General features: G+C 39.0%; 27 protein-coding genes and 2 tRNA genes. 25 read left to right on the top strand and 4 right to left on the bottom strand.

Features of this window, described 5'->3' with window-relative positions; genetic code table 11:
- The first annotated feature begins 48 nt into the window (after nucleotides 1–48).
- The 5 genes from smpB (at nucleotide 49) to ELX58_RS06715 (ending at nucleotide 3253) form a co-directional block, all read left to right on the top strand.
- The gene (gene smpB, locus ELX58_RS06735; RefSeq protein ID WP_236747727.1) at nucleotides 49–483 is read left to right on the top strand and encodes an SsrA-binding protein SmpB; all 435 of its coding nucleotides are present in this window, start codon (nucleotides 49–51) and stop codon (nucleotides 481–483) included.
- A gap of 90 nt (nucleotides 484–573) precedes the next feature.
- Nucleotides 574–1287: a uracil-DNA glycosylase gene (locus tag ELX58_RS06730; RefSeq protein WP_133442354.1), complete on the top strand. Its 714-nt coding sequence runs from the start codon at nucleotides 574–576 to the stop codon at nucleotides 1285–1287.
- Between the two features lie 2 nt (nucleotides 1288–1289).
- Complete coding sequence (gene pta / locus ELX58_RS06725) at nucleotides 1290–2267, top strand: phosphate acetyltransferase (RefSeq protein WP_133442353.1); 978 nt, start codon at nucleotides 1290–1292, stop codon at nucleotides 2265–2267.
- A gap of 54 nt (nucleotides 2268–2321) precedes the next feature.
- Nucleotides 2322–2747: a tRNA (adenosine(37)-N6)-threonylcarbamoyltransferase complex ATPase subunit type 1 TsaE gene (tsaE, locus tag ELX58_RS06720; protein ID WP_236747726.1), complete on the top strand. Its 426-nt coding sequence runs from the start codon at nucleotides 2322–2324 to the stop codon at nucleotides 2745–2747.
- Nucleotides 2747–3253: a GNAT family N-acetyltransferase gene (locus tag ELX58_RS06715; RefSeq protein ID WP_133442351.1), complete on the top strand. Its 507-nt coding sequence runs from the start codon at nucleotides 2747–2749 to the stop codon at nucleotides 3251–3253. The genes tsaE and ELX58_RS06715 overlap by 1 nt, the downstream gene beginning before the upstream one ends.
- Nucleotides 3254–3277: 24 nt before the next feature.
- Here ELX58_RS06715 and ELX58_RS06710 read toward each other — a convergent pair whose 3' ends face one another.
- The gene (locus tag ELX58_RS06710; RefSeq protein WP_133442350.1) at nucleotides 3278–3814 is read right to left on the bottom strand and encodes a 3'-5' exonuclease; all 537 of its coding nucleotides are present in this window, start codon (nucleotides 3812–3814) and stop codon (nucleotides 3278–3280) included.
- A gap of 74 nt (nucleotides 3815–3888) precedes the next feature.
- On the opposite strand from ELX58_RS06710, the gene murB reads away from it, so the two are divergent.
- Nucleotides 3889–4776 (top strand): UDP-N-acetylmuramate dehydrogenase, encoded by an 888-nt coding sequence (murB, locus tag ELX58_RS06705; protein ID WP_133442349.1) that lies wholly within the window; start codon nucleotides 3889–3891, stop codon nucleotides 4774–4776.
- Between the two features lie 71 nt (nucleotides 4777–4847).
- On the opposite strand, the gene ELX58_RS06700 is transcribed toward murB, so the two are convergent.
- A complete protein-coding gene (locus tag ELX58_RS06700) occupies nucleotides 4848–5510 on the bottom strand; it encodes a DUF1361 domain-containing protein (RefSeq protein ID WP_236747669.1) in 663 nt (220 codons plus the stop codon).
- A gap of 114 nt (nucleotides 5511–5624) precedes the next feature.
- Between ELX58_RS06700 and cdaA the strand changes: the two genes are divergently transcribed.
- The 7 genes from cdaA (at nucleotide 5625) to ELX58_RS06670 (ending at nucleotide 13271) form a co-directional block, all read left to right on the top strand.
- Nucleotides 5625–6473: a diadenylate cyclase CdaA gene (gene cdaA / locus ELX58_RS06695; RefSeq protein ID WP_133442348.1), complete on the top strand. Its 849-nt coding sequence runs from the start codon at nucleotides 5625–5627 to the stop codon at nucleotides 6471–6473.
- The gene (locus ELX58_RS06690; protein ID WP_133442347.1) at nucleotides 6466–7185 is read left to right on the top strand and encodes a CdaR family protein; all 720 of its coding nucleotides are present in this window, start codon (nucleotides 6466–6468) and stop codon (nucleotides 7183–7185) included. The genes cdaA and ELX58_RS06690 overlap by 8 nt, the downstream gene beginning before the upstream one ends.
- Before the next feature lie 114 nt (nucleotides 7186–7299).
- Nucleotides 7300–9120: a glutamine--fructose-6-phosphate transaminase (isomerizing) gene (gene glmS, locus ELX58_RS06685; protein ID WP_133442346.1), complete on the top strand. Its 1821-nt coding sequence runs from the start codon at nucleotides 7300–7302 to the stop codon at nucleotides 9118–9120.
- A 99-nt stretch (nucleotides 9121–9219) separates the two neighbouring features.
- A complete protein-coding gene (locus tag ELX58_RS07990) occupies nucleotides 9220–9357 on the top strand; it encodes a hypothetical protein (protein ID WP_174919255.1) in 138 nt (45 codons plus the stop codon).
- A gap of 87 nt (nucleotides 9358–9444) precedes the next feature.
- On the top strand, nucleotides 9445–10917 hold the full coding sequence (locus tag ELX58_RS06680) for a glycoside hydrolase family 73 protein (RefSeq protein WP_133442345.1): 1473 nt from the start codon (nucleotides 9445–9447) through the stop codon (nucleotides 10915–10917).
- A gap of 73 nt (nucleotides 10918–10990) precedes the next feature.
- Nucleotides 10991–12091 (top strand): ABC transporter ATP-binding protein, encoded by a 1101-nt coding sequence (locus ELX58_RS06675; RefSeq protein WP_133442344.1) that lies wholly within the window; start codon nucleotides 10991–10993, stop codon nucleotides 12089–12091.
- A 31-nt stretch (nucleotides 12092–12122) separates the two neighbouring features.
- A complete protein-coding gene (locus tag ELX58_RS06670; protein ID WP_133442343.1) occupies nucleotides 12123–13271 on the top strand; it encodes a cation:proton antiporter in 1149 nt (382 codons plus the stop codon).
- A gap of 75 nt (nucleotides 13272–13346) precedes the next feature.
- Here ELX58_RS06670 and ELX58_RS06665 read toward each other — a convergent pair whose 3' ends face one another.
- Nucleotides 13347–15497, bottom strand: coding sequence for a KUP/HAK/KT family potassium transporter (locus ELX58_RS06665; RefSeq protein WP_133442342.1), 2151 nt, complete (start codon nucleotides 15495–15497; stop codon nucleotides 13347–13349).
- Between the two features lie 257 nt (nucleotides 15498–15754).
- Between ELX58_RS06665 and ELX58_RS06660 the strand changes: the two genes are divergently transcribed.
- Nucleotides 15755–16426 carry a hypothetical protein gene (locus tag ELX58_RS06660; RefSeq protein ID WP_133442341.1) on the top strand — a complete coding sequence of 224 codons (672 nt, stop codon included), beginning with the start codon at nucleotides 15755–15757 and terminating at the stop codon, nucleotides 16424–16426.
- 50 nt (nucleotides 16427–16476) lie between these two features.
- Here ELX58_RS06660 and ELX58_RS07965 read toward each other — a convergent pair.
- Nucleotides 16477–16550 (bottom strand) — tRNA-Glu (locus tag ELX58_RS07965).
- Nucleotides 16551–16699: 149 nt separating this feature from the next.
- Between ELX58_RS07965 and ELX58_RS06655 the strand changes: the two genes are divergently transcribed.
- The 11 genes from ELX58_RS06655 (at nucleotide 16700) to atpG (ending at nucleotide 25891) form a co-directional block, all read left to right on the top strand.
- Nucleotides 16700–16772, top strand: a tRNA-Gln gene (locus ELX58_RS06655).
- Between the two features lie 139 nt (nucleotides 16773–16911).
- Nucleotides 16912–17772 carry a VOC family protein gene (locus ELX58_RS06650; RefSeq protein WP_133442340.1) on the top strand — a complete coding sequence of 287 codons (861 nt, stop codon included), beginning with the start codon at nucleotides 16912–16914 and terminating at the stop codon, nucleotides 17770–17772.
- A 25-nt stretch (nucleotides 17773–17797) separates the two neighbouring features.
- Nucleotides 17798–18805, top strand: coding sequence for a serine hydrolase domain-containing protein (locus ELX58_RS06645; RefSeq protein ID WP_236747668.1), 1008 nt, complete (start codon nucleotides 17798–17800; stop codon nucleotides 18803–18805).
- Between the two features lie 181 nt (nucleotides 18806–18986).
- Complete coding sequence (prfA, locus tag ELX58_RS06640) at nucleotides 18987–20087, top strand: peptide chain release factor 1 (protein ID WP_133442339.1); 1101 nt, start codon at nucleotides 18987–18989, stop codon at nucleotides 20085–20087.
- Nucleotides 20087–20926: a peptide chain release factor N(5)-glutamine methyltransferase gene (gene prmC, locus ELX58_RS06635; protein WP_133442338.1), complete on the top strand. Its 840-nt coding sequence runs from the start codon at nucleotides 20087–20089 to the stop codon at nucleotides 20924–20926. The genes prfA and prmC overlap by 1 nt, the downstream gene beginning before the upstream one ends.
- 360 nt (nucleotides 20927–21286) lie before the next feature.
- The gene (gene atpB / locus ELX58_RS06630) at nucleotides 21287–22003 is read left to right on the top strand and encodes a F0F1 ATP synthase subunit A (protein ID WP_418620997.1); all 717 of its coding nucleotides are present in this window, start codon (nucleotides 21287–21289) and stop codon (nucleotides 22001–22003) included.
- A gap of 62 nt (nucleotides 22004–22065) precedes the next feature.
- On the top strand, nucleotides 22066–22278 hold the full coding sequence (gene atpE / locus ELX58_RS06625) for a F0F1 ATP synthase subunit C (protein ID WP_133442336.1): 213 nt from the start codon (nucleotides 22066–22068) through the stop codon (nucleotides 22276–22278).
- 43 nt (nucleotides 22279–22321) lie between these two features.
- The gene (gene atpF / locus ELX58_RS06620; protein ID WP_133442335.1) at nucleotides 22322–22855 is read left to right on the top strand and encodes a F0F1 ATP synthase subunit B; all 534 of its coding nucleotides are present in this window, start codon (nucleotides 22322–22324) and stop codon (nucleotides 22853–22855) included.
- Nucleotides 22845–23387 carry an ATP synthase F1 subunit delta gene (gene atpH, locus ELX58_RS06615; protein ID WP_133442334.1) on the top strand — a complete coding sequence of 181 codons (543 nt, stop codon included), beginning with the start codon at nucleotides 22845–22847 and terminating at the stop codon, nucleotides 23385–23387. The genes atpF and atpH overlap by 11 nt, the downstream gene beginning before the upstream one ends.
- Before the next feature lie 32 nt (nucleotides 23388–23419).
- On the top strand, nucleotides 23420–24958 hold the full coding sequence (atpA, locus tag ELX58_RS06610) for a F0F1 ATP synthase subunit alpha (RefSeq protein ID WP_133442333.1): 1539 nt from the start codon (nucleotides 23420–23422) through the stop codon (nucleotides 24956–24958).
- 18 nt (nucleotides 24959–24976) lie between these two features.
- The gene (gene atpG, locus ELX58_RS06605; protein ID WP_162614687.1) at nucleotides 24977–25891 is read left to right on the top strand and encodes an ATP synthase F1 subunit gamma; all 915 of its coding nucleotides are present in this window, start codon (nucleotides 24977–24979) and stop codon (nucleotides 25889–25891) included.
- The last annotated feature ends 14 nt before the right edge of the window (nucleotides 25892–25905 follow it).

The raw sequence follows: 25905 nt of genomic DNA, 5'->3' as shown, positions 1-25905 counted from the left end.
TAGAGGTGAACTACCTTGGCTAAACGTCATTCTAAAAATCAGAATTTAATGGCCCAAAATCGTAAGGCTCGTCATGATTATTCGATTTTACAGACCTATGAAGCCGGGATGGTTTTAAAGGGAACCGAAATTAAATCAATTCGAGCTCATCGGGTTAACTTAAAAGATGGGTTTGCCCGAATTCGTAATGGCCAGGCTTACTTAGAAAATGTTCACATCAGTCCCTATGCCGAAGGTAATATTTATAACGTTAATCCTCGGCGAGACCGTAAACTTCTGCTTCATAAACGTGAAATTCACCGAATGGCGGATGCTGTGCAGAAAAAGGGGATTACGTTAGTTCCCTTAAAGATCTACATTAAGCACGGTTTTGCTAAAGTCTTAATTGGTGTGGCAAAAGGTAAGCATGAGTATGATAAACGAGCCGCCATTAAGAAGCGGGCTGAAAAACGTGAAGTTGCTAGATATATGAAACATTATTAAATTTTAAATCAACGGTCCCTTTAAGAGGGACTTTTTTATTATGGTCGTTAATTTAGTAATGTATGATATGATTATCTAAGAGGTGTGAATATGCGTCGTTTTATCGATAATGACTGGTGGGACGTTCTAAAGCCAGAATTTGAAAAAGAGTACTACCAGCGTTTACGTGTCTTTTTAGTTCATGAATACAATAATCATTACATTCATCCATCAATGGATAATATCTTTGAAGCCTTTAAATTAACGCCATTTAACAAAGTCAAGGTCGTTATTTTAGGCCAGGATCCTTACCATGAACCACATCAGGCTCAAGGGTTGAGTTTTTCTGTAATGCCGGATGTTAAGATTCCGCCGTCCTTACAGAACATTTATAAAGAATTGTATAATGATTTAGGTATTAAACCGGTTCATCATGGCTGCTTGATTAAGTGGGCTAAAGAAGGCGTTCTGCTTTTGAATTCGGTTTTGACGGTTCGCAACGGTCAAGCCTTTTCTCATAAAGGCAAAGGCTGGGAACGTTTGACCGATGCCGCGATTCAGAAATTATCAGAACGTAAAAAGCCCGTTGTCTTTATCTTATGGGGCCGTGCGGCCAGAAATAAGATCAAATTAATCGATACTTCAAAGAACGTGGTTCTGCAGTCTGCACACCCAAGTCCGTTATCCGCTAACCGTGGCTTCTTTGGCTCCCGTCCGTTTTCTAAGACGAACGAAGCTTTAAAAGCATTGGGTGAAAAGCCGATTGATTGGCAATTACCAGAACACGTAACCGTGGCTCAAGCAAAGAAAGATCTGGAGGCATAACATTGAATCTTTTAGACCAGTTAAAAACAGAAGTAAAAGGTCATCATCAGAAGATTGTTTTCCCAGAAGGTGGCGACTTCCGAGTCTTAGAAGCTGCCGCTAAATTAGCTAACGATCAAGTTGTTGAACCCGTTTTATTGGGATCAGCTGATAAGATTAAAGATCTCGCTAATCAAAATGGCTTAAACTTAAATCACGTTAAAATTATTGATATTAAGAAATATCCAAAAGCTGATTATGACAAGATGCTTAATGCATTAGTTGCCCGTCGTCACGGCAAGACCACTCGTGAACAGGCTAAACAATGGCTGCAGGATCCGAACTATTTCGGCACCATGCTAGTTTACATGCGTCTAGTTGACGGGATGGTATCCGGAGCCATTCACCCAACTGCTGATACCGTTCGCCCAGCTTTACAGATCATCAAGACCAAGCCTGGTGTTAAGCGAGTTAGTGGTGCATTTCTCATGGTTAAGGGTGATCATCGTTATGTCTTTGCTGACTGTGCCATTAATTTAACGTTAGATGCCGACGCCATGAGTGAGGTTGCGGTCGAAAGTGCCAAGACCGCTAAATTATTTGGGATCGATCCAAAGGTTGCCATGCTTAGCTTTTCAACTAAGGGTTCTGCTAAAGGACCGATGGTTACTAGCGTTCAGCAAGCAACTCAGTTAGCTCGTCAGAAAGATCCTAAGTTAGCGATTGACGGTGAATTACAGTTAGATGCTGCATTGGTACCCGAAGTCGCTGAATTAAAGGCCCCTGGATCTAAAGTGGCTGGACACGCTAACGTCCTGATTTTTCCTGAATTACAGTCAGGCAACATCGGTTACAAATTAGTTCAGCGCTTGGGCGGTTATGAAGCTTTAGGGCCGATTTTACAGGGCCTTAAGTATCCTGTATCAGACCTTTCTCGTGGCTGCAGTGCTAGTGATATCTATCGAATTGCGATCATTAATGCTCTTCAGTCAATCAAATAAATCGTGGTGATTAACGTGCTTAAATTAGAATCAAAAAACGCTAAACAAACTGAAATGATCGGTAAAAAAATTGCACCATACCTTAATCCACCGGATGTTTTACTATTAGACGGTGATTTAGGTGCTGGTAAGACGACGTTTACCAAAGGTCTTGCGAAAGGCTTAGGTATTAAACGACCGATCTTAAGCCCAACCTACGTCATCATTAGAGAGTATAAAGAAGGCCGAGTCCCGTTATATCACATGGACGCTTACCGTTTAGATGACGGTAGCGGTGAAGACATGGGCCTAGAAGAATACTTTAATGGTGACGGTATTAACGTCGTTGAGTGGTCAAAATACATTGCTGATGAATTACCACCTCACAATTTACGAATCGTTTTTCGTCGTGATGATTCCAAGGGCGATAATTACCGAACGCTTTATTTTGAACCACATGGCAAACACTTTGAGAATGTTATTAAGAAAGCTTTGAAGTAATGATGTCAACGGCTTTTATAATTAAAACGGCTGATCCGAGTGATGCTGCAACGCTTTTAAAATTAACTAAACAGTTGTCCCAAGAAACTAAAACGGTGACGATCGACCCGAGTTGGTCAAAGATTTCCGTTGCTCAGGAACAAAGACAGATCGAGTTAATCAATCATACGTTGGGTAACGTCATTATTATCATAAAAGCGTCGCATCAAGCTGTTGGTCTAGTTACCGTTCAACAGGTAAAATCTGGGATTGGTGAATTAGGCGTTGCGGTTGAAAAGAAATACTGGAATTTGGGCTTAGGGACCCGTTTAGTTCAGGAAGCAATCCGTTGGTTCCAAACTTACAGTGATTTATCGACGTTATTTTTGACCGTTGAGAATCAAAATCAAGCTGCCGTTCACGTGTACAAGAAGTGCGGCTTTCACTTCGTTAAAACGATTTGGTTAAAGGGTCATTCGATTATGGCTCAGGAAATGAAGATTAATAAAAAAGTGATTAAGAAATGAATTCTTAATCACTTTTAATTTACGTTAATTGATGACGTTGATGAACGGTCTAATTAGCGTATCGCCAAATTGCTGATGCTCATGAATTAGAATCTGGGCACAAGCGGTACTGTCGCATAGGGCGTTATGATGATCTTTTAACGGGATGTTTAACTGGCCACAGACGGTATTTAACTTATAATCTAAAAATCCCGGGTATAGTTTTCGGGTTGATTTTAAAGTATCTAAAGTTAAATACCTGGGTTGTTGCAGGCCGTAACGATCAATGCTGTCACACAGAACCGCATTATCAAAATTAGCATTATGCGCAACGACTAGTTGGTTATTGTTAAAGAACGGCTTGATGACTTTCCATAATTCCGGAAACGTTGGTGCACCGATCACATCTTTGGAATGAATACCGTTTACCTTGGTGTTCTGCCAGTTAAAATTAATTTCTGGATTAATTAATGAGTAAATTTCGTCAACGACCTGATCATTTTTAACGATCGTTAAAGCTAGTGAACAGGCACTTGCTCGTTGTCGATTGGCCGTTTCAAAATCGATCGCGGTGAAGTTCATTTCTATCTTCCTTATTTATTTTGGTTCCGTGTTAAAATTAATAATGTTATACATTTTACGAGAGATGATTAATCATGAGTAATCGTAGCATAAGCATAGATAATATCGAAATCTTACAAAATGAGCCACTTTCAAAGTATACATTTACCAAGACCGGTGGCCATGCTGAAAATCTAGCCTTTCCAAAGACGGTTGATGACGTTAAACAGTTGGTAAGTTACGCTAATCAGCATCATTTACCGATCACGACGTTAGGCAACGCCAGTAATTTAATCATCAGTGATGATGGAATTAAGGGCTTAGTAATGATTTTAACCCATATGAATCAATATCATTTGTCAGGGAATGAAATCATTGCCGGAGCTGGAGTTCCAATCATTGATGTATCGGTATTGGCTTGTCAGCATTCGTTATCCGGATTAGAATTTGCTGCCGGAATTCCTGGTAGCGTTGGTGGTGCCGTTTTTATGAACGCCGGAGCTTACGGTGGCAGTACTAGTCAAGCTGTTGAGTCCGCTCAAATTTTAACTAAGGACGGTCAAATTAAGACGCTGACTAATCAGCAGTTAAAGTTTAGTTATCGTCACAGTGTAATCCAGGAAACGCACGACATTGTCTTAAGTGCTAAATTTAAATTAAAGTCTGGTAATCAGACTCATATTCAGTCACTGATGGATAACTTCAATGCTCAGCGAGCTTCTAAGCAGCCGTTGAACTGGCCATCATGCGGGAGTGTGTTTAAACGGCCGAAAGGTCATTATGCGGGGCAATTGATTCATGATGCTAAATTGCAGGGTTACCAGTCTGGTGGTGCCCAGGTATCACGAATTCACGCTGGTTTTATCGTTAACGTTGATCACGCTACCGCAACTGATTATTTAAACGTTATTCATCATGTTCAGCAACAGGTCTACAAGAACAGTGGCGTTCATCTACATACTGAAGTTAGAATTATCAAATAGTTTAAAAATAGCTAAATTAAAGGGATTACTTATATTTATAAGTAATCCCTTTTTAGATTTTAATTAAATTTTTAATTTTTATGGTAATCACTAACGATTAAACTGATGATCCAGTAAATAAATAACTGGATGAACGTGAACAATAATACGAAAGCCATCATTCGCGGCTGCCACATTTTAATTAATGGTGTAATGAATAGTCGTGGACTGATGAATAAGTAGATTGTATGGATTCTTAAGAAACGACCGATGAAAACACCAACAGACGATAGGAACGTCAAAATGGTGATGATCGAAATTGTCAACCCTAACGATGGGTTAGTTTTAATTTTATTGGCTATGATCCTGGAGATTTTAATCAAGCCGTCAAAGCCAATTAACGCAAAGCCAACGGCACTGACGAACAGGAATGTGTAACTGATCCACATGGGAGTGGAAAGCTTAATTAAGCCTTCGGCGTTGTAGGGCTGCAATTGTGCTAGATGAAAAAGATCCGTTAAGATGTAGGGCGTGTTTGGGTAAAATAATAACCAGATTACCCAAATTGGCCAAAATAGTAAATTATGCTTTTTCACGTTTGGATTAATTAAAAGAAAGCTCAATTCGATCGGGATGTACGCTAAGAAGGTGTTAAGAACCAAAAAATGCACCGGTGTATTAACTTCAAAGACCCCGATTAAGATCATCCAAATAATAAAAAACGTTCGAATTTGATTAATCTTAGATTTAAACACAATTTCACCTTCATTAGCTAACAGCGGTACATAAAGTAATTATATGGGAATAATTTAATAAAATCCACCATATATAGCATGATATAATAAGGTTATATTGGGAAGTGGTTACGAATGGGAAGTTTTGCTCACTTATTTTTATTCGGTCATTTGAGCAGTTTATTAGATATTTTAGTAATTTGGTTCCTGATTTATGAAGTAATCATCTTACTCAAAGGTACGAAAGCCGTTCAATTATTTCGTGGCATTATAATCATTGCCGTTATTAAGATCGTCAGTGTTTACGCTGGTCTTAGTACCGTATCATGGTTAATGGATCAGATCATTAACTGGGGTGTCATTGCCATTATTATTATCTTTCAGCCTGAAATCAGACGTGGGCTTGAGCACTTGGGTCGTGGTTCCAATCTAAGTCATAACCAGAGTGAAAACATGAAGACTCGTCATATGATCAAGGCTCTGGATACGGCGATCCAGTACATGTCACGGCGTCGAATTGGTGCCTTGATTACGATTCAAATGGACACCGGATTAGAAGATTATATCGAAACTGGTATTAAATTAAATGCCCACATTACAGGGGCGTTATTAATTAACATTTTTATCCCAAATACACCGTTGCATGATGGTGCTGTGATCATTAAGAACCATCGGATTGCGGTCGCTGCTGCCTATTTACCACTTTCGCAGAGTGATCTAATTCCAAAAGAGTTAGGAACGCGTCACCGTGCCGCCGTTGGAATTTCTGAAGTGACCGATGCACTAACGATCGTCGTTTCTGAAGAAACGGGCCAGGTTTCAATCACTAAAGATGGTGAGTTATTACACGGGTTGACCCGAAAGGATTATTTAAAGTTCTTGAAGGAACAGCTTTTAAAGCCTGGTTATGATTCACGAAACGTAATTACGAAGAGCTGGGACTTTCTCAAGCGTAAATTAGGGAAGGAGCCTCATCATGAATAAATTCTTGAAGAGTAAATGGTTCTATCGCTTATTATCCCTGGTTCTAGCTATTCTGCTGTTCGTATACGTTAACCAGTCCCGGTTAATCCCGTCTAATAATCAAAATAACCAAACCAGTTCCCACGTAACTCAGCAGCTGAGCTTGACCAAGAAAGCTCAGGTCTCAATCCCATTACAATTAAATGTTAATAGTAATAAGTATTTTGTGACCGGTTATCCTGAAAAGGTCAAAGTTTATCTGAGTGGCCCGTCAGCGCTTGTAACTACGGTGATGAATACCCAGAGTTTTAAAGTTTACGCCAATCTTAACGGACTTGGTGCCGGGGAGCATCGAATTCACCCGATGGTTAGTGGCCTGAACTCCGAGCTCCGTTATCACTTATCACCGTCTATAATTAAAGTGCATGTTGAACCGCGTAAAACGGAGAACTTTCCAGTCCACGTTAAATACAGTCGGTCAACGATTGCTAATGGGTATCACGTTACTAAACCCGTTGCTGACATTAAATCCGTTAAGGTTTCTGGTGCAGCAAGTTCAATCAAACGAATTCATAAAGTTGTTGCTTTAGTAACGCTTGATAAAACCGTTAATCATACTGTTCACTCGAAAGCCGCTTTAGAAGCACTTGATAAACACGGCCGCTTAGTCAACGTCATTCTGACGCCATCTACCACAAGTGTAAAATTGACAGTTGATAAGAATAATAATTGACATTCTTATCGTGTAAATGTACGGTAAACTTTGTGAAAGTTTAGATATTTAACCTAAATTAAAATCAAAATAAAATTGAAATCATAATAATTCGCAATGTGAAGGTGTTTATAAATGTGTGGCATTGTTGGTGTAACAGGTAACAAAAACGCTGTTAACATTTTAGTTCACGGCTTACAAAAATTAGAATATCGAGGCTATGATTCAGCTGGTATTTACGTTACCAGCGATAAAGGTCCCGATCATTTAGTAAAACGAACCGGAACGATCGATAATTTAAAGAAAGCTTTAACGCCTGAAATTAAAGGCACTGCCGGAATCGGTCATACTCGATGGGCTACTAACGGTGTCGTAAACCGTGCTAATGCTCATCCGCAGTTTTCCCAGGATGACCGATTTTATTTAGTTCATAATGGTGTAATTGAAAACTATAAGGAATTACGAGCTAAGTACTTAAAGGGCGTTAAATTCACTAGTCAGACCGATACCGAAGTGGTTGTTCAGTTAGTTGATCATTTTGTCGTCAAAGACGGCATGACGACTAAACAGGCCTTTTTAAAGACCTTAGGTTTAGTTGGTCAGGGATCTGGTTATGCTTTCCTATTAATGGACCGCGAAGAACCAGATACGTTATATCTAGCTAAAAACAAGAACCCGCTATTGATCGGTGTTGGTAAAGATTGTAACGTCGTTTGTTCCGATTCATTAGCAATGCTTAACGTTACCCATAACTTCTTGGAATTACATGATGGTGAAATGGTCGTTGTTAAGCCGCATTCGATCCATATTCAGGATAAAAACGGTAACCCGGTTCACCGTAAGCCATTCCATATCAACATGGATGATAAGGATACTGGCAAGGGTCCTTACCCATATTACATGCTTAAAGAAGTTAATGAACAGCCTAACATTATGCGAAAGTTAACCACATTATATTTGGATGCCAAGGGTAAACCAAAGATCGATCATAAGCTTCTTGATAAGATGAACCAAGCTGACCGGTTATACATCATTGGTGCCGGAACTAGTTACCATGCTGGTTTAGTTGGTAAGAACCTCTTTGAAAAGCTGGTTCATATTCCAACTGAAGTTCATGTTTCATCCGAATTCGCTTATGCCGACCCGATTTTATCTAAGCACCCATTCTTTATTTTCCTAACCCAAAGTGGTGAAACTGCTGATAGTCGAGTTGTTTTGACCAATGTCAATAAGATGCATTACCCAAGTTTGACGATCACTAACGTTGATCATTCAACGTTATCTCGTGAAGCCGACTACACCTTACTATTACACGCTGGCCCAGAAGTATCAGTTGCTTCTACTAAGGCTTATACATCCCAGATTGCGGTTGAAGCCGTTCTAGCTAAGGCTTTAGGTGAAGTCAAAGGCCGTCAGATCGCCGTTGACTTTAATCTTCGTCACCAGTTAAGTTTGGTAGCTACTGGGATGCAATCCGTTATTGATCAGCACGCTAAGATTAACCAGATGGCAAAGAAATACTTTGTTAAATCATATAACGCCTTTTACCTTGGTCGTGGAACTGACTTCTACGTTGCATTAGAAGCGGCCTTGAAGTTAAAGGAAATTTCATACATTCAGGCTGAAGGCTTTGCTTCCGGTGAATTAAAGCATGGGCCAATTGCTTTAATTCAGAAGAACACACCGGTCGTTGGCATTATTACCCAGAAGAAGACCGCTGCTTTAAGTCGAAGTAATTTAGAAGAAACTGCTTCACGTGGTGCTAAGACGTTTACAATTGTTCGTCGAGCACTAGCTAAGCCTGGTGATTCATTTATCTTGCCAGACGTTGATGAGATGCTAACACCATTATTAAGCGTCATTCCAGCTCAGTTATTAGCATATTACACTAGCTTAAATAAGGGCTTGAACGTTGATCAACCACGTAATTTAGCTAAGAGTGTAACTGTTGAATAATTAAGATAGAAGTCTAGAAATGGCCTAAATAATTTTAGGTCATTTTTGCTATCATATTTTATGATTTTAATTTTATATTATACGGAAAGGTGTATTTATATGAAATTTACTAAACGTAATAACCGTAATTTTCGTTCAATGATGAAACGTCGTAACGCGACTTGGAAAAAATACAAAAATCAGCAAAATGATTTAAACGCTGATCGACGGGGCGTTAAGAACCGGATTCCATATTAAGCTTGTTAATAGATTGAGTTGTCGGGGACAATCCATTTTCCATTTAATTTAAGTCACGATTTAAAATGAGAAGGATTAGTTTTAGGTATGAAAAAGGATATTAAACTGTGGATCTTTTGTGTATTAATGACTTTTCTGATGGTCGGTAGCTGGTGCTTTGGAAGTACCGCTCGGGCCAGTGTTCAGCAAGATTTTATTAACCAACTTTCGCCAGATGTAGTTAACGTTGCCCATAAGTATAACTTATACCCATCGGTTATGATGGCTCAGGCAGCATTGGAAAGTGGCTTTGGTCAAAGTGCTTTATCCCAGGAAGCTAATAATTATTTTGGTGTTAAAGGTTCGTATAACGGTCAATACGTAACGATGCCAACATTAGAATATAACCAGCAGGGTCAGCCGTATTATATTGACAGTGATTTTAGAAAGTATCCGAATCCAGAAGCGTCGCTTGAAGATAATGCGCAATTAATCCGAAACGGAGTTTATGGAGATCCGACAATTTATAGCGGTGCCTGGCGCGAAAACGCTAATGATAGTATAAGTGCGGCTAATGCCTTGGGTAGCAGATATGCGACTGATCCCAATTATGCTACGGATTTGGTAAGTTTAATCCAGCAGTATAATTTAAATACCTTGTTGGATAACACTTGGAAACGGCTTCATATCGTAAAGCTAAAGAAAAAGGTCACTGCGTATTTTAACAAAATAAAGCATTTTAAGAAGCAATATTCCCAATATGTTAATGGGTTACGACGTCATTCTAACAACGTTAAAAAAGTTGCTGAAAATAAGCAAAAGATTGCCAGTTCCCATTCTCAGTTAGTTAAATATGCTCGGTTATACCGGAATGATCAGGTAACACTTAGCAAGAATTATCGAGAATACTCGATTTATGATCATTTAAATCGTATGGATCTAGATAACTGGGAACGTTTAAGTGCCAGTGCTAATCGACCTGTTTATACAGATATGATGGGCGTTAAGAATGGTCATCATTATTACCGAATTCGATTCAGTCGTTCCCGAAAGGATATGTATTGGGTTCGTGCCGATGCTCTGTCATTTGTAAAGCCGATCTATTATCATCACCCGTATCAGATTGCGGCTCATGAAATGGATTTACACCGAGCTTATAATGCAATTCTCGGGACTAGTAACATGATCAAACGGATTCCAAGTCGTTTTAGTAAGCCGGTATATAGTTCTAATTTGTTCGCCATCGTGCCAAATAATTATACGGGACACGTGTGGTATCACATTAAAAACGATACTGGCCGACCGGTATGGCTTGCTGGTAATCCGGAACATGGTACTCAGTATCTAAATTATCATGAAACTAAGGAATTAAATCCAAATTATACTCAAGCCAAGTTGTCTAATCATGCTGCTGATGCGGATTATCATGATCGTTATTATTCATGGTCACGAGTTAAACCGCAGAATAATCAAGTCAACGTTGACCGGTTAGCAATTAATACCCGCAACAATGACAGTTTCTGGTACCGAATTAATAATCAGCACCATACTTATTGGACTAATCTGGCGGCGTTTCAGTGATCTTTAACGTCAAAATCGGATTTGATATAATAGGTAAGTAATATCTTGATTTATCGAATTAGGAAGTAATCGAATGGCTAATTATAAAATTAAAGTCCAAGACGTCACCAAAGAGTACGATCTCTTTAAGACCCAATCTGATAAACTGAAATCCTTTTTTGCGTTATCTGAGAACGTTCCAAAATTCTGGGCGCTAATGGGAGTTTCATTTGAAGTTAAGTCTGGTGAAACGTTAGGCATTATTGGTGTTAATGGTTCTGGAAAATCCACCATTTCAAGCATTATTTCAGGGATCATTCCCCAGACGACCGGTTACGTTGACGTTCGTGGTGATACATCGATCGTTGCGATTGGTGCTGGTTTAAAAAAGAATTTGACCGGTCGTGAAAATATTCGGTTAAAATCCTTGATGCAAGGCTTAACCAATAAGCAGATTGATGACATGATGGACGACATCGTAAACTTTGCCGATATTGGTGATTTCGTTGACCAGCCAGTTAAGAGTTATTCAACCGGGATGCGTTCACGATTAGGTTTCTCAATTGCGGTTCATGTTAACCCAGATATTTTGATTATTGATGAAGCATTATCCGTTGGTGATGATACGTTCTATCAAAAATGTTTGGATTACATTCAGAAGTTCAAGACCGAAAATAAGACGATCATCTTCGTTAGTCATAACCTACATCAGATTCGTCTATTATGTGATAAAGTCGCATGGATTAATTACGGTGTCTTACGTGATATTGGACCCACTAAACAGGTAACCGATGAATATCAGCATTTTACTAACTGGTTTAAGTCGCTTTCAAGACCGAATAAAAAGAAGTTCCAGCATGATAAGCGTAAAATTCGTGAAAATTTTGATATCCATGCTTATCAACGGAAAATTGCTAGACAGACCCAGAAGGAACATCCAAAAGAACATCGAGTTCGAGCTAAAGTTCGAAAATTATTTTATGGATCAGTTATCAGTGAAAAGATGTCGTTATCTAATAAACTTTTAGCTGTATTTCTCATGATTTTGATTCTTGTCTTTTGTTTCGTAAACCTTTCTGGATATAGCTTTAGCTATTTCCTGAATAACCCGACAAGTGTTAGTCATCCGTCAAAGATCTTAAAGGTTCCTAATAATCAGACCCACAGTGATCGAGTTGGACCTGGTCGAAAATAAAAGTAATGATTAAGTAAAGCGAGGTTAAACCATGAAAATGTTATTAGTTATATGCTTAATTTTGACTTTTGCAATCGTAATGCGTCAATTAAGTCTACGGCTAGGATTGCCAACCGTCGTTGGTGAATTGATTGCTGGAGTTTTATTAGGTCCAGCAATCTTAAATTGGGTCCAATATAACGGGATTATCAGTGAATTCGCTAACTTAGGCGTTATCTGCCTGATGTTTATTGCTGGTCTGGAAAGTGATTTAAAGCTCTTAGAACGATATTTTAAGCCCAGTATCGTTGTGGCGAGTGTTGGTGCCATGTTTCCAATGATTGCATTTCCAATTATTGGCTATTTAGCGGGGTTATCGATTTCTAAAGCGTTATTTTTAGGAGTAACTTTTTCTGCTACGTCGGTATCAATCTCCGTCGAAGTTTTAGTTGAGATGCACCGGCTAAAGACCAAAGAGGGGATTACCATCCTTGGTGCCGCCGTAGCCGATGATATTACCTCGGTCGTGTTGCTTGGGATTGTTAGCACGTTGACTCACCAAAACGTTACGGGTTCAAAGATTCAGTCGTTTGGTCTAGTAGTTGCGATGGTGGCGCAAATTGCTTATTTTATTTTGATTTGGCTATTAATAAAGTGGGCGGTTCCGAAAGTAATTAATTGGGTGCAGCCATTTAAATTTGCTAACCGGAGTAAAGCATTAATAAGTTTAATCTTTTGCTTTGGTTTGTCTTGCTTAGCAGAAGTAACCGGGTTAAGTTCAATCACCGGTGCATTTTTTGCGGGGCTGGCCATCAGTTCCACTTGTTGGAAACAAGCGGTTCAGTCGCAGATTTTGCCGTTTGGGCACTTGTTGTTTATCCCGGTTTTCTTTATCAGTATCGGTCTAGAAATGTCGATTATCGGGATCGTAAATGACTGGGGATTATTGATCATCTTGGTAATTACCGCAATATTAACCAAATTCTTGGGTGCTGGGACTGGTGCTTTAAGCTGTAGGTATTCATTCCAAAGTGCCACGATAATTGGTTCAGGCATGATCTCACGTGGAGAAGTGGCATTAATAATTGCCCAATTAGGGTACGTCCATAACTTGTTAAGTACTGATTTATACTCAACGATCATCAGTGCCATTATTATTACCACGATTTTAGCGCCCGTGATAATGAAGAAACTAGCCTAATTCGAATTTAAATAAAGAAAAACCTTGATCTTTTAATTAAGATCAAGGCTTTTGTGATTAGTTTAATATTCAGACTTAATATCGTTTGCCGTGCACGCTACCAAAGAATTTATGACTGGATAAACGCTTTTGATGGTGGTTATCCGGTGATAATTTTTTCTTATGCTGAGCTTGAGCTTCAGCATTGTTAATATTACTAACTTGCTTAGTGTGGATTGAGTGATAAATCTTTCGCTGAACTAAGTACTGATCATGCTGCATCGTAATGAACAACGGTGATGATTCTTCAACAACGTTACTAAATTGAAGTCCATACCATGAGATTGGCGATGCGGTGATGTTTTGCAAGAAGATACGACCACTGATCAATTGCTTATCAAGTTCACTGACTTGGGTATTAATAGCTAGGTCAGATGGACGTTCGTTAATGATGACGAACTTAAAGTCACCGACTTTACGACCTTTAATCGTCGAGTACTTTTGGACTTGTTTATCCAAGACACCTTGTTCGATCAAATGATGAACGATCTGGTGTAAGTAAACGCTGATGCTTTGTGACTTTCTGAACCCTAAGTATAGTTGAACATCAACGATGTTCTTAGTGTTTAATAGGTCAGCCGTGTAATTACTTTCGTAAGGAACGTTGGTTTCGTTAACGGTAACGAACCAGTAAACCTTAGCTCGCTTTGGTTCCTTATCTAGAATTGAATACATCGTGCTTCGTTTGATCTGATAATGATCTTTAATGTTGGTCATGTAAACTAAGTTAGATGTATAAAGCGGAATACTCTTATCTTTACTTAAGGCCTGTAACTGGTTTCGGTAATCAAGTAATGATACGTATTCACTTTCGTTTTCGTAATGGTCACGGCGTTTATTACCAAAGTACCATATGATCATGACGTACAGGATTAACATCATGATGATAAACGTGATGTAACCACCATGAACAAATTTGACTAAACTGGCCATTAAGAATACGGCTTCGATAATACCAAAGAAACAGGCGATGCAAAACGCAAAGAAGCGCTTCATCTTACCTGACAGGAATTCAAATAGTAAGATAGTCGTCATTAACATCGTAATCGTGATGGCTAAACCATAAGCGGCTTCCATGTGCTGGGAACTACGGAAGAACCAAACAACGAATAGGGTGACGATACATAGAATCCAGTTAACAGCCGAAATATAAATTTGACGACGAATGTTACTCGGATGTTTAACGATGATTCGTGGTAAGAATTTAAGACCGATGGCTTCATCAACTAACGTGTATGAACCAGTGATCAAAGCTTGTGATGCAATGATGGCGGCTAACGTTGCGATGATAATTGCAAACGGACGTGCCATTCCAGGTAACATTTCATAGAACGGGTTGATATCACGAACGCCACGATAAGCAGCATCACCTTCATGAGTGATTACCCAGGCACCTTGACCCAGATAATTTAACGTTAAAGCGGCGTAGACAAATGGCCACGTCATATAAATGTTCTTTTTACCAACGTGTCCCATATCAGAATACAAGGCTTCGGCACCAGTGGTGGCCAGGAAAATACTACCTAAAATAAAAATTCCGGCTTTATTTTCGGGACTGAACAGAACCCGGAATGCATAAATTGGTGAAAAGGCCTTCATGATGGCTGGATACTTAGTTAGATTTAAAATTCCCATTGCAGCTAAGAAAATAAACCAGACTAACATAACGGGCCCAAATGATTTACCAATCACACCGGTTCCGAATCGCTGGATCATAAATAGAACCAGTAGGATACACGTCGTGATGATTAGAACGTGCCATTGCGAGTTACTGAAGGTGATGCCCAGTAGATGCTGACCTTTTAAACCTTCAACGGCTGAAGTAACGGTAACAGCTGGGGTTAACGTACCATCGGCTAGTAATGCGGCACCACCGATCAATGCGGGCCAAACTAGCCACTTAGCGTTCTTTTTGACTAAGGCATAGAGGGCGAAAATGCCACCTTCTTTATTGTTATCAGCCTGCATCGTTATACAGACATATTTAATGGTGGTAATGATCATTAACGTCCAGAAGACTAATGAAATACTACCGATAACAAAGTTAGGCGAAGTTAGATTAATACTTCCCTGGTTACCAATAATGGAATTCATAACATATAGTGGGGAGGTACCAATATCACCATATACAATCCCAAGCGTGATGATCATTCCCGCTAGGGTTGCATGTTCAAATCTAGCTTTCATAATAAATCCTCCAAATGAGACTATCTTTAATTTGAATTGCTAAATTGACTTCAAAGAATCAGGTCATACTGACCTTTATTTAATTAAAATAATTTATGGTAATCGATGTTTCTTATTTTACCTTAAAAGTTAAGGCAAGTTAAACGTTCACTAGTGATACCCCATTAATAATTTGTTGATTTTTCGTTATGACTAATCATTTGATGTTATGATATTATCGATAAAGTGCCTCGTCCTTTTAAAGGAGTGAACATTGGTTGAGATCAAGAACGCTTGCAAGTGAACGAACAAGATATTTTTATGCTAAATTAAAGCGGCCATCGCTATTCAGTTGGTATTTAATTAATTTAGGAAATAAAATTAATCGATGGCATCGACTTTCTAGCGCCCAGAAGCAATATGAATTTAAAATTGATCAGATTGCTTTCTTTAAAAAACATTTTTGGTACCACTTTAACATGAATGCGATAAACGGATGGATACCGGCTAAACACTTTCGTAAAAATTACTGCCGATTACAATTACCAAAAGTAATTACGACTTCTAAAGTTAATTCAGAATTAGCTAGTGTGATTATGCTGTGTACATATGTTCGGCCTAATTTAAAAGTTGATTCAATTATTGAACAGTACCAAATGCAAAAGCCACGGTCCGTGAACGATCTTTTTATGATGATTGCTAGTCGACTGGGTCGCTTTCAAAACGTTTCCCATAAATCATCACGACGAATTAGAAATCAAATTCGCCACCAGCGGCCCGTTGTGATGAAAATCAGTCATCATGGCCAACCGATGAGCGTCGTTATCAGTGGCTTTAATCGGCGGGTCTTTATGTACGTAACTCCACAGGATAGTCGATTACATTTGATTACCCGGCAGCGATTACTAAAAGCCTGGCGAAAATGTAATTACCAAGCCTTTAGCTGCTAAACAAAAAAGATACGTATTTTATTAATACGTACCTTTAAAAAAATTGGTTATAACCCGCTCGGGACTCGAACCCGAAGCTTCAGCCTGAGAAGCTGACGTCTTAAACCACTTTGACCAGCGGGCTATGATTCATTTCTTCATTTTATTCGTTGGCCCTAAAAATGTCAATTTATAATTTTTCAATAAAATTTAAAAATTTAGTTGACAGAATATCGAAATCCGTGTAATATAATAATTGTTGTCCGCGAGGGACAACATATTAATACTAATCATTGGGTGATAGCCAAATTGGTAAGGCATAGGACCCTGGATCCTAGATGTACTGGTTCGAGCCCAGTTCACCCAATAACATAAATAAAAGTGTCGCTTTTGCGACGCTTTTATTTTTACATTATTTGAAATTTAAGCCCCGTTTTCCTATTTATGAGATAACTGATTATAATGATACTGTAGATTATTTTTATGATATGAGAGAGGAAATTTAAATGGGATACCAACTACCAACGAGATCGAAGGTTGAATTCGTTTCGTTAAAGATTAGTAATCTTAATCAAATGGTCGATTTCTATACTAAAGTAATCGGTCTGTCCTTAATTAAGCGAACCGAAAGGGTGGCTTATCTGGGGATTCCATCGAAGCGAAAAATCTTTATTAGCTTACATAAATTAGATACTCCTTCTAAGGATAAAAATGTTGCTAATATGAAGTCGTTCTCTTTAATTTTGCCTGATCAGGATAGTTTTAAGAAGAGCTTAGTGCATATTGATAATCTAGGAATTAAAGTTTCCGGAGTTCAGAGTAACGAATATTTTGATATGTTCCATTTAGTTGATCCTGAAGGCAATCAAGTTGCTCTATATATCGAAAAATTCAATTTTCATGACACCGACGTAACTAAAGTTAACTGGTTAAACTTATCATTTAAATCAGAAACTCTTAATCATTATCTTGGTGGCTTTAAAGCTAAGAGTGAAAAATTACCGACGACGACCCGTTTTGGCTGGATCGATATCCGTGTCAATAATTTGAAGAAATCACTTCATTTTTACCGTGACATCTTAGGCTTAGACGCTCAGATTGACACCAAAAATAAGCAGGCGGTATTGATGACTAACCATGATCATCACCGTCAATTCGTTTTACGGCAAGATAGTAATTTAGACCCGCGAAATACAGAAACGTTAGGCTTGGATTACTTTGACATTAAGATGTTTAGCGCTTCTGAAATGAGTCAGTTAGCTAAGCACTTCTCGAATGAAGATGTCGATTGTCAGTACAGTCGTCCGAATAACTTTATCTTTGTTTCTGATCCGGACTTAATTAACATTACGTTCTCGTTATTATAAGAATTACATATTTTAGATGAATCAGGTGGCGATATATATCGAATATCAGAAGACGATTAACGCCATGAAGCAAATGGTTAAAAAGGGTGTTGTCCCTGGCATTTCGTACGCAATTATTGACCATCATCAGATAATGGCCAATATCATCGGTGATCAGGAATGGGTTCCGTATCGAAAGCCATTACTGGATAATCAAATCTATGATCTAGCATCGTTGACTAAAGTCGTCGGGACGGTCCCGGTCATTCTACAGTTAGTTCAGCAACATCTTTTAAAAATTAATGATTCGATATCAAAATATTTGCCAGAATGGAAATACCCACAAGTTACCGTTCGCCACTTATTAACTCATACTTCTGGAATTGCTGGGTGGATTCCGCATCGAAATCAGTTACCGCCCAAGAAAATGTTAAAGGCCATGTTAGGTCTTCACATTAATCAGAATTTTGATCGAAAAATGGTTTACAGTGATACCAACTTCATTTTTCTGGGCTTAATTGCTAAGCGAATTACAGGGAAACCAATTCATCAGTTGATTACTCAGATGGTCTTAAAGCCGTTAGATATGACTAGCAGCGGCTTTAATCCCGTTGATAAAAAACGCTGTGTACCGACTGAAGTGATGCATGGCAAGTTATTGAAGGGAACTCCTGATGATCCTAAAGCTCAGATTTTAGGGCCAGATTGTGGCTCGGCAGGCTTGTTCAGTACCGTAAGTGATCTGATCAAGTATTGCCAGGCTATTTTATACCCACAAACGGATCCTGCTGTTTTAACGCCACGTATGACAAATGAATTATTCCATGACCATACGTATCATGGTTCCTTAGGCCGATCATATGGCTGGGCAGTTCGTCATAAACCGCATTTCTACATCTATCAATCAGGTTATACCGGAACCGGAATTGCAATTCAGCCTGATCGTCAGCGAGCCTTTATCTTTTTATCGAATCGGGTTCACCCGAAGCGACCGAACATTCCGTTCCTGGCTTATCGTAAACACGTTGTTGAGACGTTTATTAGTGAAAAATAGTTTAAATAAATTGATGTAATCGGGCTATAATTTTTATAACCCGTTTTTGTTTGGGCGAATAAAACAGCTACGATCGCAATTATAAGTGAAATCCCTTATAATTATTAATGGAATATTAACGTATAATATGACTAAATTTTGAAATAATACCGATACTTATTAAGGAGTGAAATCGTTCAAAATGGACGAAGAAAAGAAAGAATTTCGTGCAATTATCAATCAGTTACAGGCTGCCGTTGATCGATATGATGAATTAAATGAATTAATCAGTGATCCTCAGATCATCAAAGATTCCCGTAAATTCGCCAAATTATCTAAAGAAGATGGTGAATTACGAGGGTTAGTGACTGAATTCGCGCATTATAAGAAGCTCACTAAAGCCATTGCTGGCGATAAAGAAATGCTTGGTGAAAACTTGGGTAATGAAATGAAAGCCCTGACCAAAGACGAAATTACTAAATTGTCTGGTCAACGAGCTAAATCAATTCATAAGTTGAAGTTAATGTTGATTCCAAAGGATCCAAACGATAACAAGAACATCATCATGGAAATTCATGCCGCTGCTGGTGGTGATGAAGGTGGCTTGTTTGCTGCGGATCTGTTCAACATGTACACCCGTTATGCCGAAAGTCAGGGCTGGAAAGTTCAGGTCATCGATAAACATGAAAACGAAGTTGGTGGCTTTAACGAAATCGTTTTAATGATCACGGGTAAAAACGTTTATTCAAAATTAAAGTTTGAAAACGGTGCCCACCGTGTTCAGCGAATTCCAAAGACCGAATCATCAGGCCGGATTCAAACCTCAACCGCAACCGTGGGTGTCATGCCTGAAGAACCTAACCTTAAGATTAAGATTAATCCAAAGGACATTCGAACCGATGTATTCCGTGCTTCTGGTGCCGGTGGTCAGCATGTCAACAAGACCCAGTCTGCCGTTCGAATGACTTATTTACCGGCTAACATTGTGGTTTCAATCCAGGATCAGCGTTCTCAGCAACAGAACCGAATTAAAGCGATGGAAGTTCTAAAATCACGTGTTTATCATTATTATAAAGAAAAAGAAAACAAGAAATATGATGAAAAGCGTAAATCGGCAGTTGGTTCAGGAGCTCGTGCCGAACGAATCAGAACCTATAATTATCCGCAGAACCGAGTTACTGACCACCGAATTAATTTAACCATTAATAAGTTAGATAAGGTAATGAATGGTGATCTTGAAGGCATCATTGATGCTTTAATCATGTCTGATCAAGCCAAGAAATTAGAGAACTTAACTAAGTAATGGCAACGTATTTTCAAGCGATTAAACTAGCTAAAACATCGATTCATCATCATAATTTAGATCCCTATGTGGCCGTATACCTGATACAACGACGTTTTCATATGAATAACACTCAGTTACTAATGAATTACTCGGTTCAGATGCCGGCTAATCGTTTTCATCAATATAAAGATGATGTTAAAACTTATCTAAAGGGCGAGTCACCACAGTATATTATTGGGACCACCTCTTTCTATGGCTATAATCTTTATGTGAATCACAACGTGCTAATCCCGCGACCCGAAACAGAAGGGCTAGTTGATTGGATTTTGCATGATTATCAAGATCGACCGATCAGCGTTGTGGATATCGGGACAGGAAGCGGAGCCATTGCGGTTGCCCTTAAGTTACAGCGACCGAAATGGCACGTCACGGCGACTGATATATCACAAGCGGCCTTGAACGTTGCCAAAAAGAATGCCAAGTTGCACGACGTTAAAATTAATTTTAAGCACTGTGATCTATTTCAGGGACTTCCACGTCATGCGTTTGATGTGATCGTTTCTAATCCGCCGTATATTTCTAAAACTGAGCTTCCTGAGATGGGAGCGGACGTGATTAGAAACGAGCCGCACGTCGCTTTATTTGCGAACCATCACGGGATGGGAATCTACCAACGAATTGCTAAAGATTTTCGTCAATATCTAAAGACGTCTGGCTCATTGTATTTAGAGATTGGCTTTAGTGAAAAAAAACGAATTGAACAACTTTTTAAGCAAGTTTGTCCGGATGACTTGGTTACAATTAAAAACGATTTATCAGATCATCCGCGAATGGTTAAGGTTCATCACAAGTTATAATCGTCAACTTTAAAAGTAATTTCCATATTTTTAGAGTAGTGATACAATTAAAGCTGATAAGGGGTGACTATTATGATGGCTTTTATTCAAAATCGCGAAAATTGTTTAGATTTCGAAATTAGCCAGGTAATTAGCCGTCCCGTTTGCGCCATGAAACTGAATAATTTAGATAGAAGACTGCTGTAATAGGCGGCCTTTTTTGTTAAATTCGGTTTTGGCCTGAATTAACAGTAATGGTAGCGTTTTTATGGAACGTTGCCTGAGCTTTAAATTATTACATTCATTAATTATATGGTGTATATTAATAATCAGGCCAGACGAAAAGAGGTGACATCTTTGGCAGGAGAAAACTCAACCTTTTTGGGAGAACATATTTCTGTCATTAAGGTTTTTGGATTAACCTTTAACGTTGGTAACCTAGTAGCCGGTACTTTAGCGGCTGCAATTGTTTTCTTTGTCGTTCTCGCTCTATCGCGTAACCTCAAAGTTAAGCCGACTTCAATAAAACAGAACATTATTGAATGGATGGCTGGCTTCACCAACGGAATGGTTAAAGATACTATGAACGGAGATGATGCACCTAAGTTTAGTCTTTATGCATTTACTCTGTTCTTCTTCATCTTTTTCGCCAATCAGTTAGGGATGCTTTTGCAAGTTAGATTACCGAACGGTGTAACTTACATTAAGAGTCCAACTGCTGATCCAATTGTGACATTGACGCTAGCATTAATGACGTTAATGATGGCTCACTTTGCTGGAATCATGAAGTTTGGTTTCAAGAAGTACTTTAGTCATACGTACTTCCAACCATTTAAAGTCTGGCTACCACTTAGTGTGTTTGGTGAATTTACTAATTTCTTAACCTTAGGTTTACGACTGTTCGGTAATATCTTTGCCGGTGAATTGTTACTTAAGACGATTGGTAATTTTGCCTTTTCACACGGGATCTGGACTCTGATTGCCGGTGCCCCGTTAGGCATCATTTGGCAAGGGTTCTCAGTATTCATTGGTAGCATTCAGGCATTCGTCTTTGTAATTTTGTCATCTGTCTATATTTCTCAGAAGTTGTCAGATTAAACTGATAACGTAAGAAATAGATAATTAATAACCCAGAATTTTTAATAAGGAGGACTTACATCATGGGTGCAATTGCTGCTGGAATTGCCATGGCCGGTGCCGCTATTGGTGGTGGTGTCGGTGATGGTTTAGTCATCTCGAAGATGTTAGAAGGTATGGCTCGTCAGCCAGAATTATCTGGTAAGTTACAGACCAACATGTTCATTGGTGTTGGTTTAGTTGAAGCTATGCCAATCATCGCATTCGTTGTTGCATTACTTGTAATGAACAAGTAATTCGTTTCTTTCGACAAGACATTAAAAAAGGAGGTGTCAATAGATGCTTTCACATTTGTTATTTGGCTTGCCGGTTGGTGCAAGTGGTAGCTTGTATCTAGGTGATATGATCTACTACATTGTTCTATTCCTGATTTTAATGTGGTTAATTAAGCTAGTTGCTTGGAAACCACTTTACAAGGTATTAAAACAACGTGGTGAACACATCACTAATAACATCAACTCTGCTGAAGAGTCGAATAAAAAAGCTAAACAGTTAGCTGCACAACGTCAGGAAGCTTTAGATAAGTCTCATGATGAAGCTACCGGTATCATTAGCGATGCTAAAGGTAACGGCCAACGTCAGCGTGAACAGATTATCAGTAACGCTAATTCTGATGCTGAGACTTTAAAGAAAAATGCTCAGAAGAGTATTGAACAGCAGCGTCAAGATGTTTTAGCCGGTACCAAAAATGATGTGGCTGATTTATCTATTGAAATAGCTTCTAAGATTATTCAGAAAGAATTAAAGCCCGAAGATCAAAAGGCCTTAATTAATTCCTACATCGAAGGGTTGGGGAAACGCAATGCTAAGTAAAATTACATTTGCTAAGCGTTATTCGAAAGCGCTCTTTGATTTATTAAAATCCGACCATGAATTAGATTCCGGTTATAAGGAATTAACTCAGGTTAGAGATGTTATCAAGTCAACACCTCAATTATTGGCTGCGTTGAATAGCGTTAGTTTCCCAGAAGCTGACAAAGAAAAATTAGTCGAACCATTGGTCAACAACGTATCTATTAAATACGTTAAGAATTTGATTAAAGTTGTGTTTGAATGTGGCCGTATGAGTAATATGGTTACGTTAATTGATCAGTTTGAACATCTATATGACCAAGATCATAAGATTGTTCATGCCGAATTAATCACCGCCGTTAAGGTTGATGATCAGCAAATTGAAGCTTTAAAGAAAGCTTTTGCTGAACGAACCGGCGCTAATCAAGTTATCTTTAACTGTAAAGTTGATCAAGGAATTATTGGTGGCGTAGTTATTAAGTCATCTAACGTTATCATTGACGGAAGTGTCAAGACCCGGATTAGCCGAGTTCGTCAGCTTCTGTTAAGTTGATTAACAGCATTTATTAAGAGGTGAAAACGTTTATGAGCATGAAGCCTGAAGAGATTAGTGGTTTAATCAAGAAACAACTATCAGGTTATAAAAATAAGCTCTCCGTGGAAGAAACGGGTGTCGTCACCTACGTTGGTGATGGTGTTGCTCGTGCCCACGGCTTAGATAACGCCGTAGCCGGTGAATTGGTTAAGTTCCAAAACGGTGTTGATGGAATGGTATTGAATTTAGAAAGCAATAACGTTGGTATTGTTGTTCTAGGTGACTTTACACATATCCGTGAAGGCTACACCGTTAAACGAACTGGCAAAGTCATGAGCGTTCCCGTTGGGAAAGCTTTAATTGGCCGTGTCGTTAATTCGTTAGGACAGCCAATTGACGGTAAAGGTAAGATTAATACTGATAAGACTCGACCGATCGAAAAGAAGGCCCCGGGTATTATGGCCCGTGGTCCCGTTGATCAGCCACTACAAACTGGTATTAAAGCCATTGATTCATTAATTCCAATTGGCCGTGGCCAACGTGAATTAATCATTGGTGACCGTAAAACTGGTAAAACGTCAATTGCACTAGATACGATCTTGAACCAAAAGGGCCAAAACGTAATTTGTATTTACGTTGCCATTGGTCAAAAGGATTCAACCGTTCGTGCATGTGTTAACACCTTAGAAAAGTTCGGTGCTATGGACTACACCATTGTAATGTCAGCCGGTCCATCTGAACCAGCCCCGTTACTTTACATTGCTCCATATGCCGGTGCTTCAATGGGTGAAGAATTCATGAACCACGGTAAAGATGTTTTGATTATTTATGATGATTTGACTAAGCAAGCTAATGCTTACCGTGAATTGTCATTAATTCTTCGTCGTCCACCTGGCCGTGAAGCTTATCCTGGTGATATTTTCTATACCCATTCTCGTTTGTTAGAACGAGCAGCTAAGCTTAACGACAAGTTGGGTGGCGGTTCAATGACCGCTTTACCAATCGTTGAAACGCAGGCCGGAGATATTTCGGCATACATTCCAACTAACGTAATTTCCATTACCGATGGACAAATCTTCTTAGATTCTAATTCATTCTATGAAGGTGTTCGTCCAGCCGTTGATGCCGGTGCTTCGGTATCACGTGTTGGTGGTAATGCCCAAATTAAAGCCATGAAGCAAGTTGCCGGTACTTTACGATTAGACTTAGCTTCTTATCATGAATTAGCTGCCTTTGCACAGTTCGGTTCTGATTTAGATGCTGCCACTCAAGCTAAGTTAGCTCGTGGTGCTCGAACTGTTGAAGTATTGAAGCAACCACTTCATAAGCCGTTACCGGTTGAAAAACAAGTCTTGATTCTGTATTGCTTAACCCATGGTTACTTAGATGATTACAAAGTCAGCGATATGTTACCATACCAAGATAAGATCTTTGACTACTTTGATAGTAATCATAAAGACATGATGGATCATATTGCTAAGACTGGTGAATTACCTGATGAAACCCAGTTAAACAACGCAATCAAAGACTTCGAAAAGATTTTCAAGCCTACTAATCCAAAGTCGAAGAAACAAGCTCAAAATAATTAGCTTGAAGGAGGGTGAGCAATAATGGCATCAACTAAAGATGTTAAAGAACGGATTAAGGCTACTAAGCGAACCCGACAGATCACGACCGCTATGGAAATGGTTGATACTGCTAAGTTGAACCGGATCAAGCATCATACCAAACCGTATAATGATTATGCATCCAAGGTTAAAGCAGTAGTTTCTCACTTAGCCCAGTCCCATTTATTAGACAAACTCAGTTCTTCAAGCGATTCTAAGTCGAGCCATTCGACTGGCAAAGTTGCTTACTTAGTTATAACTTCCAATCGTGGATTGGTTGGTAGTTATAACAGTAATGTACTTCGGGGGACGAATGCTTTTATTCAAAAGCATACCCCGAACAGCAAGGATTATATGATTCTTGCCGTTGGTGGAAACGGTGCTGATTTTTATAAGAAGCGTGGAGTAAACGTTGCTTATGAAAATCTAGATGTTGCTGATATTCCAACTTATTCTAATATCAAAGGAATCATCAGTACCATTAACAACATGTATAAACACCACATCTTTAGTAAGCTTTACGTATGCTATGATCATTTTGTAAATCAAATGGTGTCTAAATTCCGAGCTGAACAAATGTTGCCAATGGACAGTAAGGCATTTGCTGAAGGTAAGAGTAAGAATTTGAAGACTTCAAAGTCTGCTGCAGTTACACCTGAATATGAGATTGAACCTGATGAATCAACCATTGCGAAAGTTGTTATTCCGCAATACGTTGAAAGTTTGATCTTTGGTGCAATTCTAGATGGTAAGACTGCTGAACATGCTTCAGGTTCTAACGCAATGCGCTCTGCTTCAGATAATGCCAATGATCTTGTCTCTAAGTTACAACTGGCATATAACCGAGCTCGTCAAGCTGCTATCACTACCGAATTAACTGAAATCGTTGGTGGTCAAGAAGCTTTAAAGCACTAGTTAGGAGGAATTGA

This window comes from Acetilactobacillus jinshanensis (assembly GCF_004359375.1).
Classification (GTDB): domain Bacteria; phylum Bacillota; class Bacilli; order Lactobacillales; family Lactobacillaceae; genus Acetilactobacillus; species Acetilactobacillus jinshanensis.
This window is presented reverse-complemented; position numbering and strand designations above follow the sequence as displayed.

What these genes read in the sequence shown, in the direction of transcription:
- prmC (WP_133442338.1), top strand. Translation starts at nt 20,087, where the DNA reads ATGGCAACGTATTTTCAAGCGATTAAACTAGCTAAAACATCGATTCAT.
- atpE (WP_133442336.1), top strand. Translation starts at nt 22,066, where the DNA reads ATGGGTGCAATTGCTGCTGGAATTGCCATGGCCGGTGCCGCTATTGGT.
- prfA (WP_133442339.1), top strand. Translation starts at nt 18,987, where the DNA reads ATGGACGAAGAAAAGAAAGAATTTCGTGCAATTATCAATCAGTTACAG.
- ELX58_RS06730 (WP_133442354.1), top strand. Translation starts at nt 574, where the DNA reads ATGCGTCGTTTTATCGATAATGACTGGTGGGACGTTCTAAAGCCAGAA.
- ELX58_RS06665 (WP_133442342.1), bottom strand. Translation starts at nt 15,497, where the DNA reads ATGAAAGCTAGATTTGAACATGCAACCCTAGCGGGAATGATCATCACG.
- ELX58_RS06650 (WP_133442340.1), top strand. Translation starts at nt 16,912, where the DNA reads ATGGGATACCAACTACCAACGAGATCGAAGGTTGAATTCGTTTCGTTA.
- ELX58_RS06715 (WP_133442351.1), top strand. Translation starts at nt 2,747, where the DNA reads ATGATGTCAACGGCTTTTATAATTAAAACGGCTGATCCGAGTGATGCT.
- murB (WP_133442349.1), top strand. Translation starts at nt 3,889, where the DNA reads ATGAGTAATCGTAGCATAAGCATAGATAATATCGAAATCTTACAAAAT.
- ELX58_RS07990 (WP_174919255.1), top strand. Translation starts at nt 9,220, where the DNA reads ATGAAATTTACTAAACGTAATAACCGTAATTTTCGTTCAATGATGAAA.
- smpB (WP_236747727.1), top strand. Translation starts at nt 49, where the DNA reads ATGGCCCAAAATCGTAAGGCTCGTCATGATTATTCGATTTTACAGACC.
- ELX58_RS06680 (WP_133442345.1), top strand. Translation starts at nt 9,445, where the DNA reads ATGAAAAAGGATATTAAACTGTGGATCTTTTGTGTATTAATGACTTTT.
- cdaA (WP_133442348.1), top strand. Translation starts at nt 5,625, where the DNA reads ATGGGAAGTTTTGCTCACTTATTTTTATTCGGTCATTTGAGCAGTTTA.
- glmS (WP_133442346.1), top strand. Translation starts at nt 7,300, where the DNA reads ATGTGTGGCATTGTTGGTGTAACAGGTAACAAAAACGCTGTTAACATT.
- atpH (WP_133442334.1), top strand. Translation starts at nt 22,845, where the DNA reads ATGCTAAGTAAAATTACATTTGCTAAGCGTTATTCGAAAGCGCTCTTT.
- tsaE (WP_236747726.1), top strand. Translation starts at nt 2,322, where the DNA reads ATGATCGGTAAAAAAATTGCACCATACCTTAATCCACCGGATGTTTTA.
- ELX58_RS06675 (WP_133442344.1), top strand. Translation starts at nt 10,991, where the DNA reads ATGGCTAATTATAAAATTAAAGTCCAAGACGTCACCAAAGAGTACGAT.
- ELX58_RS06690 (WP_133442347.1), top strand. Translation starts at nt 6,466, where the DNA reads ATGAATAAATTCTTGAAGAGTAAATGGTTCTATCGCTTATTATCCCTG.
- ELX58_RS06670 (WP_133442343.1), top strand. Translation starts at nt 12,123, where the DNA reads ATGAAAATGTTATTAGTTATATGCTTAATTTTGACTTTTGCAATCGTA.
- ELX58_RS06710 (WP_133442350.1), bottom strand. Translation starts at nt 3,814, where the DNA reads ATGAACTTCACCGCGATCGATTTTGAAACGGCCAATCGACAACGAGCA.
- atpA (WP_133442333.1), top strand. Translation starts at nt 23,420, where the DNA reads ATGAGCATGAAGCCTGAAGAGATTAGTGGTTTAATCAAGAAACAACTA.
- atpF (WP_133442335.1), top strand. Translation starts at nt 22,322, where the DNA reads ATGCTTTCACATTTGTTATTTGGCTTGCCGGTTGGTGCAAGTGGTAGC.